We start from the raw sequence: 16,452 nt of genomic DNA on the forward strand, positions 1-16,452 counted from the left end.
AGATGGCGAACTCTGACCAGAAACTTGTCGACGCGCTCCGGGCCTCGCTGAAGGAGACCGAACGTCTCCGCGCGCAGAACCGGAAGCTGTCGGCGACCTTGCGGGAGCCGATCGCGATCGTGTCGATGAGCTGCCGGTATCCGGGTGGCATCTCGTCGCCCGAGGACCTGTGGCGGGTGGTGTCCGAAGGCGTCGACGCGGTTTCCGCGTTCCCCGAGGACCGTGGCTGGGACGTCGAGCGGATCTTCGACCCGGAGATGGCCCGGCCGAACACCACCTACACCAACCAGGGTGGCTTCCTGCACGACGCGGCGCTGTTCGACCCCGCGTTCTTCGGGATCTCACCGAGGGAGGCGCTGGTCATCGACCCGCAGCAGCGGCTGCTGCTGGAGGCCTCGTGGGAGGCGCTGGAGCGCGCGGGCATCGACCCCGCGACGCTCAAGGGCAGCTCGACGGGCGTGTTCGCCGGGATGATGTACCACGACTACGCGGCCAACGCGAACACCGGATCCATTGCCTCGGGCCGGGTTTCGTACACGCTGGGTCTCGAAGGCCCGTCGGTGACGGTCGACACGGCTTGCTCGTCGAGCTTGGTCGCGCTGCACTGGGCGATCCAGGCGCTGCGGACGGGGGAGTGCGGGCTCGCGCTCGTCGGCGGTGTCGCGGTGATGGGCACGCCGGAGACGTTCGTCGAGTTCAGCAAGCAGCGCGGGCTCGCGAAGGACGGGCGCTGCAAGTCGTTCGCAGGCGCCACCGACGGCACCGGGTGGGGTGAAGGTGTCGGCATGCTCGTGGTCGAGCGGCTGTCCGACGCCCGTGCCAACGGGCACCCGGTGCTCGCCGTGGTCAAGGGTTCCGCGATCAATCAGGACGGCGCGTCCAACGGCCTCACCGCGCCGAACGGGCCGTCGCAGCGCCGGGTGATCAAGGCGGCGCTGGCGAACGCGCAGATCACGCCCGAGCAGGTCGACCTCGTCGAGGCGCACGGCACCGGCACGACGCTGGGTGACCCGATCGAGGCGCAGGCGCTGCTCGCGACCTACGGCCAGGGGCGCGAAAAGCCGCTGTGGCTGGGGTCGATCAAGTCGAACATGGGCCACACACAGGCGGCCGCAGGCGTCAGCGGGATCATCAAGATGGTCATGGCGTTGCAGCACGAGACCATGCCGATGACTCTGCACGTCGACGAACCGACGCCGAAGGTCGACTGGACCGCGGGCAACGTCAAGCTGCTGACCGAATCACGTGCTTGGCCTTCGAACGGGCAGCCGCGCCGGGCCGGTGTCTCGTCGTTCGGCATCAGCGGGACGAACGCGCACATCATCATCGAAGAGGCGCCTTCTGTTGAGGCGGCCGAAGAAGAGGTCAAGCCACTTCCCGTGGTTCCGCTGGTTCTCTCGGCCAAGAGCCCGGAATCCTTGCCCGCGCAGGCTTCCCGGCTGCGCGAGTATCTGCTCGCCAATCCCTCAGTGTCCCTTTTGGACGTTGCCTCGTCGCTCGTGAACACTCGTGCCACCTGGGCGCACCGCGCGGTCGTCGTCGGCGCGGACCGTGATGAGGTGCTGCGTGGACTCGACGAGGTCGAGCCCGCGACGAAGATCAGCGGTTCGTCCGCGTTCCTGTTCACCGGCCAGGGTGCCCAGCGTTTGGGCATGGGCCAGGAGCTGGCGGCCGCTGTCCCGGTTTTCGCGTCCGCTTTGGACGCTGTGCTCGCCGAGCTGGACAAGCACCTCGACCGGCCGCTGCGTGACGTGATCTGGGGCTCCGACGAGGAGTTGCTCGCCCAGACCGTCTACACGCAGACGGGGTTGTTCGCGATCGAGGTCGCGCTGTACCGGCTCGTCGAGTCGCTCGGGCTCAAGCCGGACTACCTCGCCGGGCACTCGATCGGTGAGCTGGCCGCCGCGCACGTCGCCGGTGTGCTGTCCCTGGAGGACGCCGCGAAGCTCGTCGCGGCGCGCGGGCGGCTCATGCAGGCGTTGCCGACCGGCGGCGCGATGATCGCCATCCAGGCCACCGAGGAAGAGATCAAGCCACTGCTGAACGACGCGGTGAGCATCGCGGCGATCAACGGCCCGCGCTCGGTCGTCGTGTCCGGCGACGAGAAGGCCGCCATCGCGGTCCAGGACGACTTCGCGGGCCGGAAGAGCACGCGGCTCAAGGTGTCGCACGCGTTCCACTCGCCGCTGATGGAGCCGATGCTCGACGAGTTCCGCAAGGTCGCTTCCGGCTTGACCCACCACGCGCCCAAGATCCCCGTGGTGTCCAATGTGACCGGTGAGATCGCCCAGTTCTCCGCCGAATACTGGGTTCGCCACGTCCGCGACGCCGTGCGCTTCGTCGACGGCGTCAAGTTCCTGTCCGGCAAGGGTGTCACGCGGTTCTTCGAACTCGGGCCGGACGGTGTGCTCACCGGCATGGCTCAGCAGTCGGTCGACGACGCCGTGCTCGTGCCCGCGCTGCGCAAGAACCGCGCAGAGGTCGCGACCCTCCTCACTGGACTCGGGCAGCTGCACGTCTCGGGTCTTTCGCCACAGTGGAAGACGTTGTTCGAAGGTCGCGGCGCCCAGCGTGTCGACCTGCCGACATATGCGTTCCAGCGGCAGCGTTTCTGGTTGGACTACAAGGACTACCTCGGTGACTCGTGGATCAGCACGGGTCCGGGGGGCATGTCCATGGATGTCTCGTCCGCCGGGCTCGACTCGGCCGGGCACCCGCTGCTCGGCGCGGTCGTCCCGTCGCCGGACTCCGAAGCCGTGGTGTTCACCGGACGGCTGTCCGTGCAGACGCACCCGTGGCTGGCCGATCACGTCGTCGGCGGCTCGATCTTCTTGCCAGGAACTGGTTTCGTCGAACTCGCCATCGCGGCGGGTGACCAGGTCGGCTGCTCGGTGCTCGCGGACCTCACCTTGCAGGCGCCGCTGATCCTGCCGTCGCGCGGCGGAGTTTCGCTGCAGGTTGTCGTCGGCGCACCCGGCGAGGACGGCACTCGTTCCGTCGACATCTATTCGCGGGGCGACGACCCCGACCTGCCGTGGACCGCGCACGGCACCGGCACGCTCTCGCCGGACGCGGCCGCACCCGGATTCGACCTGACCTCGTGGCCGCCCGCGGGCGCCGAGATCGAGGTCGAGGAGGTCTACGACGGCCTCGCCGACGCCGGTCTCGTCTACGGCCCGGTCTTCCAGGGACTGCGTGCCGCGTGGAAGTCCGGCGACGAGATCTTCGCCGAGGTGCAGCTGCCCGAAGACGTCGACACGTCCGGTTTCGGCCTGCACCCCGCGGTGCTCGATGCCTGCCTGCACGCCGTCGCACTCGCCGGGGTCACCGGCGATCAGGCGGCACTCCCGTTCTCGTGGACCCGCGTGGCCTTGCACGCTGCCGGGGCGTCAAGCCTGCGGGTCCACGTCAAACCCAGTGGCGACAGCGCCGTCACGCTGACCGTCGCCGACGCCACCGGCGCGCCCGTCGCTTCGGTGGATTCCCTTGTCCTGCGGGCGATCCCGGCAGGCGCCGGGCCTGCCGGGTTCCACGACTCGCTGTTCGGCGTCAGCTGGACCCCGTTCACCGGCGCGGGCGCGCAGCCCGACGTCCACGTCCTGCGCACCGAGCGCGGCACCACGGCCGAGTCCGTGCACGCCGCCACGCACCACGCGCTCGACGCGGTCCGCTCCTGGCTGGCCGACCCCGGGTCCGCGCAGAGCACGCTGCTGGTCGTCACCCAGGGCGCGGTCGCGCTGCCCGGCGAGGACCTCGTCGACCTGGCGGGCGCGGCCGTATGGGGCCTGGTGAAGGCGGCCCAGTCCGAGAACCCGGACCGGATCGTCCTCGCCGACGTCGAAGCGACCGTCACCGAGGCCGACCTCGTGGCCATCGCGGGCTCCGGCGAGCCGCAGGTGGTACTGCGCGGCGGCGCCATGCACGCGGCACGCCTGGTGAAGGTGCCGGTCGCCGAGGACGCCAAGCCTGCGACGGTGTTCGGCGGCACGACGCTCATCACGGGCGCGGCAGGCACCCTCGGGCGCCTGGTCGCCAAGCACCTCGTCACCGCGCACGGCGTCAAGCACCTCGTGCTTACGAGCCGCCGCGGTGCTGCGGCCTCGGGCGTCCCGGAGCTGGTCACTGAGCTTACGGAGCTGGGCGCCCAGGTGGACGTCGCCGCGTGCGACGCCGCCGACCGCGACGCGGTTTCGGCTCTGCTCGCCGGAATTCCCGACCTCAAGGGCGTCGTGCACGTCGCGGGTGTCCTCGACGACGGCGTCCTGTCGTCGCTGACCCCGGAGCGCATCTCGAAGGTGTTCCGGCCGAAGGTCGACGCGGCGCTGACGTTGCACGAACTCACCCGCGACCTCGATCTGTCCGCGTTCGTCCTGTTCTCCTCGGCCGCCGGCGTGTTCGGCAACGCGGGCCAGGGCAACTACGCGGCGGCGAACGGCTTCCTCGACGCGCTCGCCGAGCACCGGCGCGCGCAAGGCCTGTCCGCGCAATCGCTCGCCTGGGGCCTGTGGGCGGAGGAAGACGCCAGCGGCATGGCGAGCGAGCTGAGCGAGGCCGACGTCGCCCGCATCACCCGCACCGGCGCGTCGGGCATCACCCCGCTCGAAGGCTTGGCGTTGCTGGACAACGCTTCGAGTGTCGATCTCGGCGTGGTCGTCCCGATGAAGCTGGACGTCAAGGCACTGCAGGGCGTCGACGTCCCGCACCTTCTGCGCGGGCTTGTGCGCGCACCGTCCCGCCGCGCGGCCAAGACGGACTCGGGCGCGGTACGCCGCCGTCTTGCCTCTTTGGACAGTTCCGAGCAGGAAAGCGCCGTGCGTGAGCTGGTTCTCACGCACGCCGCGGCCGTACTCGGCCACGTCGACGCGGCCGCGGTCGACCCGGAACGCGACTTCCTCGAGTCCGGTTTCGACTCACTCACCGCGATGGAGCTGCGCAACAGCCTCAACTCCGCGATCGGCCTGTCACTGCCCGCGATGGTCGTGTTCGACAACAAGAACCCGGCCGAGCTGGCCCGGTACGTCATCGGCCAATTAGGACAGTCGGACGCTCCCGCCGCCGAGGAGACGGCGGAGACACTGGGCGACCTCTTCCGCCAGGCGACGTTGAACGGCGCGATGCAGAAGGGTCTCGCCCTGATGCGCGCGGCCGCCGACATCCGGCCGTCCTTCGCGTCGTCCGAGGATCTCGCCGCGCTGCCGTCACCAGTGCGGCTCGCGGACGGCGCGGCGCGGCCTCGGCTGATTTGCTTGGCGACGCCGATGGTCACCGGCGGCACGCACCAGCACTCCAGGCTCGTCCAGAACTTCAAGGGCGACCTGCACGTGAGCGCGTTGCCGACCCCCGGCTTCGCCAAGGGCGACCCGCTGCCGTCCACCTGCGACGCCGTCGGCGAAGTGCTCGCGAAGAGCGTCCTCGCGGCCGCGGAGGGCGACCCGTTCGTCCTGCTGGGCTACTCGTCGGGTGGCTTGCTCGCCTCGGTCACGGCCTCGTACCTGGAAAAGCTGGGCACCCCGGCCGCCGGTGTCGTGCTGATCGACACCTACACGGTCAGCGAGGCGGGCGGCGGCGAGCAGTCCGGCTTCTTCGAGCAGCTCGCGATCGGCCTGCTGGACAAGGAATCCTCGTTCGGCCAGTTCGACGCGGCCCGCTTGACCGGCATGAGCCGCTACATGGACCTGATCCCGAACTTCCACCTCGGCAAGATCGAGTCCCCGGTCCTGTTCGTCCGCGCCCGCGACTCCTTCATCCCCGACCCCGACTCCGACGAATGGCGCGCCACGCCCTGGGACCCCATGCACACCGACGTCCCCACCGCAGGCACCCACTTCACCATCGTCGAAGACGACGCCGCCACCACGGCCGCCGTAATCCGCGACTGGTGGACCGCCACCTTCGACTGACCGGACTCGAGGGCTCGTGAGTGGTATGACCGGTTCTAACCGGCCATACCACTCACGACCCCAGCCTCCTTCCCGCGCCGGGCGGGTGCGCGGGGCGATCGCAAACCCTCGTCGGTCAAGCGGCTTGTCTACCGGCTGGAGGTCGTGAGCGTTGCGGGCGGTTAGAACCGCCCGCAACGCTCACGACCTCATGTCCCACAAGCCAGGCAAGTCGACTGAGGCGGCCAGCCGACCGGCCGGAACACTCACGAGGGTCAGAGGCGAGAGGCTTGGGGGATTACGTCTTCGCCGAAGCGGGCGAGGATTTCGAGGTCGGGGAGGCCGGGTACCGCGCCGATCACGGCGTCGACGCCGAAGCCGGCCAGGCGCTCGAGTTCGGCGAGCAGCACGTCGGTTTTTGTGCCTTTGTCGCCGATGTCGAGTATGTGGTACACGGTCTTGGTGATCTCGTCGTAGTCGCGGCCGAGGTCGTCGCAGTGCGCGCGGAGCACGGCCAGCTTGCGCTCGAGCTCGGGGGTGTTGAACAGGTTGCACGCCTGCCCGTACTTCGCGACCAGGCGTAGCGATTTACGCTCGCCGCTGCCGCCGACCATGATCGCCGGGTGCGGGCGGCTCAAAACCTGGGGCGCGTTGAACAATCGGCCCGCGTTGATGTGTTTTCCGGTGAAGCCGCGGTCGTCGTCGGACCACATTTGCAGGATGAAGCGGAGAACTTCTTCGAGTAGCTCGAATCTTTCCGTCGTGGACGGGAAGGCGAACCCGAGTCCGGTGGCTTCCTCTTCGTTCCAGCCGGTGCCGATGCCGAGTACCGCGCGACCGCCGGAAAGTACGTCGAGGGTGGTGATGATCTTCGCCAGCAGGCCGGGCGGGCGGTAGAGCGCGCCGGTCATCATGGTCATCAGTTTGGCGCGTTTCGTATGTGCCGCAAGGAATCCGAGCGTGGTGTACGACTCGAGCATGTCCTCGGCGCCCGGCGGGACGACCGGGTTGCGGTGGAAGGAGTCCTCCGGGATCTGGAAGAAATGATCCATCAGCGCGATGTATTCGAAGTGTGCTTCGTCCGCGGCGGCGACCAGGGCGGCGAGGTCGGCGCCGAGTTCGGCGGGTCCGTTCGGCCAGGTGAAGCAGGGAATCTGCAGCCCAAGTTCCATGCTGTGACCATAAACGAGCGTTTACTCACCGTCCGACCAGCGAAAGCACGACTTCGTCAAAATCTTTCAAAAAGTGCAATCAATGCGCGAGTGGTTGACATTCCGGGGAATCGATCTCCCGTCAAACGGTGCATGACCGGCTGTGACGCGAGAAATACGGACGTGTGATCGCCTTGGTCGGGATAGGGGCGCGTAGGGGGTTTCACGCGACGCTGTTTCCATTAGCGTCGGACCCAGCGGCGACGGCGAGTACGCGTGAGGTGGGTGGGGAGATGACTCTGGCTCCGAGTGCCAAGGGAACGGTGCCCTTCGGCGAGTACGAGACCTGGTACCGCGTCACCGGGGACCGCGCGTCCGGCAAGCCCGCGCTCGTCTTCGTGCACGGCGGCCCCGGCAGCACGCACGACTATCTCCTCAACGCCACCGAGCTGTCCGAACTCGGCAACGCGGTCGTGCACTACGACCAGCTCGGCAACGGCGGGTCGACGCATCTGCCGGACAAGGGCGCCGACTTCTGGACCGTCGACCTGTTCGGCCGGGAACTCGACAACCTGCTGACCCAGCTCGGCATCCAGGACAACTACGTGCTGTACGGCCAATCCTGGGGTGGGCTGCTCGTCGCCGACCACGCCGCGAAGCGGCCGGCCGGGCTCAAGGGGCTCGTCATCGCCAACGCGCCCGCGTCGTATCCGTTGTGGCTGCAGGAGATGAAGGTACTTCGCGACCAGCTTCCGCCCGGCAACAACGAGATCCTCCTCAAGCACGAGGCCGAAGGCACCACCACGAGTGACGCCTACTTCGAAGCGATGCAGCCCTTTTACGAGAAGCACGTCTGCCGCCTCAAGCCGTGGCCCCGCGACTTCATGGCCTCGTTCTACGAGATGTACAACGACCCCACCGTCTACTACACCATGAACGGTCCGAGCGAGTTCCACGTCGTCGGCACGCTGAAGGACTGGGGCGTGATCGACGGACTGGCCCAGATCGACGTGCCGACCCTGCTGATCTCGGGCCGTCACGACGAGGCGACCCCGGTGACCGTGCAGCCGTTCGCCGACCTGATCCCGGACGTCAGCTGGGAGATCTTCGAGGAGTCGAGCCACATGCCGCATCTCGAAGAGCCCGAACTGTTCATCCAGGTCATGAGCACTTACCTGAAAGGCCTCGGCTGATCCGTCGGCACCCCAGAGGTGTCGGCTAGGGGTTCTCGCGGGCAGGGCTCGGACCGCAGACTGAACCTGTTTTTCCAGCAGGGGAACCGAGCGCCACTCGCGAAGGGGTTAGCAGGACTATGGGAACCGAGGTCGGTACCGGCAGTGCGATAGTTTTCCCGGGCATGGGTCCGTCGCGTTTCGAGGACGTCGCCAAGTTCATGGTGATCAACCCATTCGCGCGGAAACTCGTGGCGCTGGCCGATGAGCGGCTCGGTTACTCACTGGTCGACCGTTACCGCGAAACGGAAGGCGACTACTCGGAGTACGCCCAGGTCGCGTTTTTGGTCAACTGCCTGGCTTTGGCGCAGTGGTCGGAGGCGACACTCGGCCTGAAACCCGACGTCTGCGTCGGCCCGAGCTTCGGCGGCAAGGCCGCGGCGGTGTACTCCGGCGCGCTTTCCTTCACCGACGGCGTCTGGATGACCCAGCAGATCGCCCGGTGCCTCGACGACTTCTTCGCCGAGGAACTCACCGACATCGTGACGCTGTCCTTCGCGCGCACGCCCGAGGACAAGCTCAAGGAAGTGCTGGCGGAGCTGGAAAACCGCGGCTACTGGCACGAGATCTCCTGCACGGTCGACCATGACTTCCAGATGCTGTGCATCAGCGAGCACAAGATCGACGAGCTCAAGGATCTCCTCCGCGCCGCAGGCGGCATGCCGATGTACCTGATGCGGCCGCCGATGCACTCCACCGCTTTCGGCGCGCTGCGTGAGAAAGCGGAGACCGAGATCATCTCGAAGCTCGAGTTCGGTGAGCTCGTCGTCCCGGTGATCGCCGACCAGGACGGCACGCTGCTCACCAGTGGCGAGCAGGTCAAGAAGATGCTGCTCGACGGCTTCAACACGCCGGTCAACTGGCTGGACGTGGTCTCCGCGCTGCAGGCGCGTGACATCAAGAAGCTGTACGTGTCCGGCCAGGACGGGTTGTTCGGCCGGGTCGCGGTCACCACCAAGAACTTCGACGTGGTCGCGGTCAATCCGCGGCTCGCCATGCAGCCCCGCCGCCGGGGCACGGCCGCGTAGTCATCGTGGCCGCTTCCGCTCGCCTAGCCACGGCTGGCCCCAACGCAAAACGGCCCTTCCGGATCTCCGCGATCCGGAAGGGCGAGTTGGCTTATGGGCGTTACGCCGGCTGCATCTTCTTCACGGTGCTCCAGAGCACCGAAGGCGAAGTGAAGGTCTCCATGCTCAGTGCGTCGTCGACGAACCGGACGTCGTACAGCGCCTCCAGCTGTGCGAGCAGTTCGACGGTGCCGAGCGAGTCGAGGCCGAAGTCACGCAGGGCGAGGTCGGCGTCGAGTGCTTCTTCCGGCGGGAGAAACGGCAGGTATCGGCGAAGAAGGTCTTCGAACTGCTCGTCCCACATGGCTGCTCCAGTCTTTCAGATCTGCGGGTTTTCACTGCTTAGGATGGCGACGCTATTGCACCCGCGCAGGTGAGAACAACCCGTACCAACCCCTGTTCATCACACCGACAGCGCTGAGAATGTATCTCCCCGACGCCCCGTTGTTCCTGTTCAAAGGGGTCTCGCGGGTGTTGCCCGAGTAGGAGGAAAAAATGACACAGGCCCTCTACGAAAGGTTCCTGCGCGGGCTGGCGGTGTCACCCGACGCACCCGCGCTGCGCCTGCAGACCGAGACGGTCACGTACGCGCGCGCACACGAAACCGCCTTGCTGTGGGCGGGTTCCCTGCTCGCCGCACCGGAGACTCCTCGGGTAATCGGTGTGCTGGCGGGAAAAGGCGTCGAATCGTACATCGGGATCCTCGCCGGGCTGTACACCGGAGCGACCGTCGTGCCGCTGCACCCCGACTTCCCGGTCGTGCGCACGCGCCGGATGCTCGACCTGTCCGGGGTCGCCGCGATCATCGTTGACGCCAAAGGTTTGTCGACGCTGGCCGACATCTACGGCGACGAGCTCGACATCCCCGTCTTCGCGCCGACGGCCGCCGACATCGATGGCAGGTTCCGGACCATCGAGGCGAATCCGGCGCACGCGCTGACCGAGCCGCGGCCGGTGCTGGCGAGCGACACCGCCTACATGCTTTTCACCTCCGGTTCCACCGGGCGGCCGAAAGGCGTGCCGATCAGTCACGGCAGCACGCATCACTATTTCGAACTTCTCGACCGACGCTACGACTTCACCGCGTCCGACGTATTCTCCCAGACTTTCGATCTGAACTTCGACTGCGCGATGTTCGATCTTTTCTGCGCGTGGGGCGCCGGCGCGAGCGTGCAGTACATCCCGCCTGCCGCCTACCGGGACATTCCGGCCTTCCTCGCGGAACACCACGTCACCGTCTGGTTCTCGACGCCGAGCGCCATAGGCCTTATCCGAAAGATGGGCGGACTTGACAAAGATTCCATGCCAGGACTCCGCTGGAGCTTCTTCGCGGGTGAAGCCTTGCGGATGACCGACACGGCGGACTGGCAGCAGGCGGCCGGCGCGTCGACGGTCGAAAACCTGTACGGGCCAACGGAACTCACCGTCACCGTCACCGGCCACCGCTGGGACCCCGCGACCTCGCCGTCGCAGGGGATCAACGGGATGGTGCCGATCGGCGAGATCCACGAAGGCCACGAATACGTCCTCGTCACACCTGACGACGGTTTCTCCGATGTGGAAGGAGAACTCTGCATCACCGGCCCGCAGATGACCGCGGGCTACCTCGACCCGGAGGACAACAAGGGGCGCTTTCTCGACCATGACGGAAAAACCTGGTACCGCACCGGTGACAGGATCAGGAAACTCGACGGCGGAGTACTGGTTTACCTGGGCAGGCTGGATGCCCAGGTCCAGGTACAAGGCTGGCGGGTGGAACTGGCCGAAATCGAGCACGCGCTCCGCGAATGCCCCGGAGTCGAGGACGCCGTCACGGTGACGCGTTCCGTTGACGGCACGACCGAATTGGTCGTGTTCTACACGGGTGAAGTGACCTCTCCCGTGGTACTGGCGAAGCAGCTGCGGACCATTCTTCCGGTCGGCATGCTGCCGAGGCAGTACCAGCACGTCGGGGAGTTCCCGCTGAACTCGAATCGCAAAGTGGACCGCCCAACCCTCGCGAACAGGGCAAACGACATGCTTGCCGTCGCGGGTAGCAAGGGGTGATGCACGGCGCGTGAGAATTCACGCGCCGAGCACGCACTCTGGGGGGACCCCTGTTAGGGGAGCCTAGGGGTATGACGAACGTATGTATCTAGGTAGCCTCTTTTCAGGGCCGAGAACCCGGTACTTGTTTCACAACACCGATGGCCTGGATTTCTTCCTCGAACATGGAGAGCGGCTGTGGATACGTACGCTAACGACATCAACGGTCTTTCCGAGCTGCTGCCGAACGGTGGCGAGCTCATTCACAACCTGTTGGACGAGGCCGTAGCCGAGTACCCGACCTCGAGCGCCGTCCGTGACGCGAAAGGCGTCTGGACCTACACCGAACTGGACGAGGTCAGCAAGGCGTTCTCCGCCTGGTTGCAGGAACACGGCGTCAAGCCGGGCGACCGTGTCATGGCACAGCTGCCCAGCGAGCGCGAACTGGCCGCCTACTTCATCGGCGCCTCCCGCGCCGGCGCCATTTTCGTGCCGCTGCACCCGAACATGAAGACCTACCACATCAAGTCGGTGCTGCAGAACTCCGAGCCGGTGCTGGCGATCACGGTCGGCGCGCAGGTCGGCAAGATCGCCGAGCTGACCTCGATCCCGGTGCTGGACATCACCGAGGTCTTCCCCGAGGTGCTCGACCTGGTCGGCAAGCCGGAGATGACGCCGGAGCGCGAGATCACCCCCGAAGACGTCGCCGTGCTCATCTACACCTCGGGCTCGACCGCGGCGCCGAAGGCGGTCATCCTTCCGCACCGCCAAGTCTGCTTCGCGTCGCGCTCGCTGCAGTCCGACCTGGGTTACAGCCACGAAGATGTCGTCTTCTGCCGCTTCCCGCTGTCTTGGGACTACGGCCTGTACAAGGTTCTGCTGGCGATCCTCGGCCGCTCCGAGATCGTGCTGGCGGGCGAAGAGTCGGATCTGGTGCTGCTGAAGAGAATGCGGGAAGTCGGCGCGACCATCGTGCCGATCGTTCCCTCACTGGCCACCATGATCGCCACGCTCGCCCAGCGCGACCACGAGAACCTGCCGCCCATCCGCATCTTCTCCAACACCGGCGCCGCGCTGCCGGCGCCGACGATCGCCGCGCTGCGCGAGGCATTCCCGGGTGTCAAGGTGGTCCGCCAGTTCGGCCAGACCGAGTGCAAGCGCATCTCGATCATGCCGCCGAGTGAAGACGGCCAGCGGCTCGACTCGGTCGGGCGTCCGTTGCAGGGCACCAAGGTCTTCATCATGGACGAGGACGGCAACAAGCTTCCGGTCGGCGAGGTCGGCGAGATCGTCGCCGAAGGCCCGCACGTCATGCCCGGCTACTGGAACAACCCGGAGCAGACCGCGCGCGCCTTCCGCACCGACCCCGACGGCGTCACCCGGCTGCACACCGGCGACTACGGCAGCATGGACGCCGACGGCTACCTGTACTTCGAGGGCCGCCGCGACGACATGTTCAAGCGCAAGGGCGTCCGGATGTCGACCATCGAGATCGAAGCCGCCGCGATGGACATCCCCGGTGTCCGCGTCGCCGCCGCGATCCCGCCCGCGGCAGGCCGCGACCTGACCATCTTCGTGGAGAGCGAGCTCGGCTCGCACGTCGTGCTCCGCGAGCTGGCGCAGCGTCTCGAACCCGCCAAGGTCCCCGCCGTCTGCAAGGTCGTCGCGGACTTCCCGCTGACGCTGCACGGCAAGAACTCGCGCCAGACCCTGGTCGAGCTGCTGGAAGGGACCGCGAAGTGAGCCGTTTCCACGAGCTGGCCGAGAAATTCGGCACGCCGACCTACGTCTACGACCTCGACGAGGTCCAGGCCGCACGCGACGAACTGCTCGCCGCGCTGCCCGAAGAGTTCAAACTGTTCTACGCGTTGAAGGCGAACCCGCACCCGGAACTCGTCCGGGCGCTGCGGGAGGGCTCGGGGGGCAGGCTCCACCCCGAGATCAGCTCAACCGGTGAACTGGCCGCCGGTCTCGCCGCCGGATTCTCCGGAGAGGACTTCCTCTACACCGGACCGGCGAAGACCTACGGCGAGCTTCACGAGGCCATCAGCAAGGGTGTCCGCAAGTTCTCGACCGACTCGGTCACCGACGTCCAGCGCGTCGCGGCCGTCGCGAAGGAACTGGGCGCTGTCGCCGAGATCCTGTTGCGGGTCAACAGTTCCACGGCGAGTGCGTCGACGGGCATCCGCATGACCGGCACTCCTTCGCAGTTCGGCTTCGACGCCGAAGTGCTGCCGGATGTCATGCCTGAGCTGCGGGCGATCGAGGACATCGAGCTCACGGGATTCCACTTCTTCCCGCTGAGCAACGCGAAGGACGAGGAAAGCCTGATCGCCGAGTTCCAGGGCACCATCGCGCTGGCGGCACAGTTGCAGGCCGACCTCGGTCTGGAGCTCAAGTTCCTCGACATCGGGGGCGGCTTCACCAGCCCCTACGGCGTTCCGGGCGGCCGGGGTCACTACCCCAAGCTCCGGGACGAACTGGCCAACACGCTCGACACGCACTTCCCGAACTGGCGGACGAACGGTCCCCAGCTCGCCTGTGAGTCGGGCCGGTTCCTGATCGGCGCCAGCGGGACACTGCTGGCCAGCGTCAGCAACGTCAAGGTCAGCCGCGGCCGCAAGTTCGTCATTCTCGACACCGGGATCAACGCTTTCGGTGGCATGTCGGGACTCGGCAGGTTGCTGCCGGTCGCGGTCGCCGTCGAAACCGGCGAGAAGACCGAACGCGCGAGCCTGGCCGGACCGCTGTGCACCCCGGGCGACCTGCTCGGCCGCGAGATCGAGGTCCCGATCTACGAGCCGGGCGACACGGTCGTCATCCCGAACGTCGGTGCGTACGGTCCCACCGCCAGCCTGTTGATGTTCCTCGGAAGGCCCGCCCCGACCGAGGTCATCGTCCGCGGAGACGAACTGGTTTCCGTATCCCGTATTGAGCACGAACGTTCGTACCAGGTGGGTTCCGCGCCGCGCTGACCGATTCGGAAATCGCGCTTGGAATTCACGCCCTGGGTGAATCGTGCCGTGTAGTCGAGCTTATCCCGCCTGAGTGAGAGTATTCGGAGCACACCATGACCAGCATGCTGAACAAGAACTCGACGGTCACCTACCTGCCGGGCTGCAGCCCTTTCGACGCCCCGCAGGTGGAGGAAAAGGAAACCGTCGTGGTGACGAGTGTCGCGTCGGATTCGCACACCTGGAACCTGGTTTACCTGCAGTTGCTGATCGAGGAGCTCGGCTATGAGGTCGTGAACCTGGGTCCCTGCGTGCCGGACGAGCTGATGGTTTCGGAATGCCGCGACATCGACCCCGCCATGGTCGTCATCTCCAGTGTCAACGGCCACGGCTACCAGGACGGCATGCGCGTGGTCGGCCAGCTCCGCGAGGCGCTGGGCGACACCCCGATGGTCATCGGTGGCAAGCTGGGCATCGCCGCGGGTGGTGACACGAGCTTCCTCGACGAGCTGCTCGAAGCCGGCTTCGACGACGTGTTCGAAGACGGTGTCCGCGGTGTCGAGGAGTTCAAGGCGTTCGTCGCGTCGATCCCGGCCCGCACGGCTCGCCGCACCGCCACCGTCACCCCGCTGCGGAGGGTTGCATGATCACGGTCGTCCCGGACGAGGGCTCCGAACCGGCGGAGACGCCGGTCGATTTCGGAGCCTTCGTCCGCAAGATGGGCGGGGCCGCCTCCGGCGGCCTCGTCGTCCAGCCGCGCATGGGCATCAGCGCCCCGGAAGAGATGCGCGCCGGACTGATGGCCACCAAGGCGGCCAACGCCACCACGGTGGGCACGATCACGCTCGACAGCTACACCCGGGTCGGCAACCTCAAGGCCGCCGACACGGCGCTTCGTGAGGGGATCGGGCTCAACGGCTACCCGATCGTCAACCATCCCCGCAAGGTCACGCGGCACGTGCTCTCGGGCACGTGGGGGCAGGACTTCCCGGTCCAGATCCGGCACGGATCGGCGACCCCGCGCGACATCTTCTCGGCGATGATGGCCTTGCGCCTGAACGCGACCGAAGGCGGTCCGGTGTCGTACTGCCTGCCTTACGGCCGCACCCCGCTGGCCGACTCGATGCGCAACTGGGAGGAGTGCAGCGACCTTTTCGCGCAGCTACGCGAGATCGGCGTCGAGCCGCACCTGGAGTCGTTCGGCGGCTGCATGATGGGCCAGCTGTGCCCGCCGAGCCAGCTCATCGCGATGGCCGTGCTCGAGGCGATGTTCTTCTACCAGCACGGACTGCGGTCCATTTCCGTGAGCTACGCGCAGCAGACCAACATGGTGCAGGACATCGAAGGCGTATTCGCCTTGCGCAGGCTTTGTCACGAACTCGTCCCCACCGAAAACGTCCATGTGGTCATTTATGCCTACATGGGAGTTTACCCGACAACAGAGGACGGTGCCTACCGTCTATTGGGACAAGCAGCTGAACTCGGGGTAACGTGTGGTGCCGAGCGCATCATCGTGAAAACGAAAGCCGAGTCGAAGCGCATTCCCGTGGTCGCCGAAAACGTCGAAGCACTCGAATACGCCAGCGGCGTCGCCGCCAGGACGAAATCACCGGCCGTCGGCTACTACGGCGAGGACACCGAGACCTACCTCGAAGCCAAGGCCATCGTCGACGCCGTGTTGAACCTGGACGCCGACGTCGGCCACGCGCTGCTCCTCGCGTTCAAATATGGCTACATGGACATCCCGTACTGCGTGCACCCGGACAACATGGGCCGCACCCGCAGCTACATCGACGAGCGCGGCTGGCTCCGATGGTCGGAGATCGGCTCGCTGCCACTCGGGAAGCTGGTGTCACGCCGGATCTCCAAGAAGGCCACCTCCACCGACCTCCTGCGGGACCTCCAGTACGTGCGCGGCGAATTCGACTGCGCCTCCTGGACACCCGGAGAGCTCTGGGCGGACCGCGAGGGCTAGACCCTCGCTCCTATGTCCGAGCCGGGCCGCGCAGGGTGGCCCGGCACTTCGTCTTGGATTCGTCGACGCTGGAGATCACGGAAAGGAGGCGGGACGTCCCGCTGACCGGCTTCGCCCGGTCTGGCTTCTCCAGGCAGTACAACGGGGTCGTGAGTGGTACGGCCGGTTC

General features: G+C 66.8%; 9 protein-coding genes and 1 pseudogene. 8 read left to right on the forward strand and 2 right to left on the reverse strand.

Going from position 1 to position 16,452, the window contains the following annotated elements:
• Positions 1 to 35 precede the first annotated feature (35 nt).
• Positions 36 to 5,900, forward strand: a pseudogene (locus tag AB5J62_RS07590) (SDR family NAD(P)-dependent oxidoreductase); the annotation flags it as partial.
• Between the two features lie 254 nt (positions 5,901 to 6,154).
• Here AB5J62_RS07590 and AB5J62_RS07595 read toward each other — a convergent pair.
• Positions 6,155 to 7,051, reverse strand: a complete 897-nt coding sequence (locus AB5J62_RS07595) for a TIGR03560 family F420-dependent LLM class oxidoreductase (RefSeq protein ID WP_370947414.1) — start codon at positions 7,049 to 7,051, stop codon at positions 6,155 to 6,157.
• A 272-nt stretch (positions 7,052 to 7,323) separates the two neighbouring features.
• Between AB5J62_RS07595 and AB5J62_RS07600 the strand changes: the two genes are divergently transcribed.
• Complete coding sequence (locus AB5J62_RS07600; protein ID WP_370947415.1) at positions 7,324 to 8,223, forward strand: proline iminopeptidase-family hydrolase; 900 nt, start codon at positions 7,324 to 7,326, stop codon at positions 8,221 to 8,223.
• 164 nt (positions 8,224 to 8,387) lie between these two features.
• Complete coding sequence (locus AB5J62_RS07605; RefSeq protein WP_370947416.1) at positions 8,388 to 9,290, forward strand: ACP S-malonyltransferase; 903 nt, start codon at positions 8,388 to 8,390, stop codon at positions 9,288 to 9,290.
• A 100-nt stretch (positions 9,291 to 9,390) separates the two neighbouring features.
• Here the strand turns inward: AB5J62_RS07605 and AB5J62_RS07610 are convergent, their stop codons facing one another.
• On the reverse strand, positions 9,391 to 9,633 hold the full coding sequence (locus tag AB5J62_RS07610) for a phosphopantetheine-binding protein (RefSeq protein WP_370947417.1): 243 nt from the start codon (positions 9,631 to 9,633) through the stop codon (positions 9,391 to 9,393).
• 191 nt (positions 9,634 to 9,824) lie between these two features.
• Between AB5J62_RS07610 and AB5J62_RS07615 the strand changes: the two genes are divergently transcribed.
• The 5 genes from AB5J62_RS07615 (at position 9,825) to AB5J62_RS07635 (ending at position 16,283) form a co-directional block, all read left to right on the forward strand.
• On the forward strand, positions 9,825 to 11,375 hold the full coding sequence (locus AB5J62_RS07615; protein ID WP_370947418.1) for an AMP-binding protein: 1,551 nt from the start codon (positions 9,825 to 9,827) through the stop codon (positions 11,373 to 11,375).
• 177 nt (positions 11,376 to 11,552) lie between these two features.
• Positions 11,553 to 13,097, forward strand: coding sequence for an AMP-binding protein (locus AB5J62_RS07620; RefSeq protein ID WP_370947419.1), 1,545 nt, complete (start codon positions 11,553 to 11,555; stop codon positions 13,095 to 13,097).
• A complete protein-coding gene (locus AB5J62_RS07625) occupies positions 13,094 to 14,329 on the forward strand; it encodes a type III PLP-dependent enzyme (protein ID WP_370947420.1) in 1,236 nt (411 codons plus the stop codon). Before AB5J62_RS07620 ends, AB5J62_RS07625 begins: the two co-directional genes overlap by 4 nt.
• 95 nt (positions 14,330 to 14,424) lie before the next feature.
• Entirely contained in the window at positions 14,425 to 14,955 is a 531-nt protein-coding gene (locus AB5J62_RS07630) for a cobalamin B12-binding domain-containing protein (RefSeq protein WP_370947421.1), read from the forward strand.
• The gene (locus AB5J62_RS07635; protein ID WP_370947422.1) at positions 14,952 to 16,283 is read left to right on the forward strand and encodes a methylaspartate mutase; all 1,332 of its coding nucleotides are present in this window, start codon (positions 14,952 to 14,954) and stop codon (positions 16,281 to 16,283) included. Before AB5J62_RS07630 ends, AB5J62_RS07635 begins: the two co-directional genes overlap by 4 nt.
• The last annotated feature ends 169 nt before the right edge of the window (positions 16,284 to 16,452 follow it).

The organism is Amycolatopsis sp. cg5 (assembly GCF_041346955.1).
Lineage (GTDB): Bacteria > Actinomycetota > Actinomycetes > Mycobacteriales > Pseudonocardiaceae > Amycolatopsis.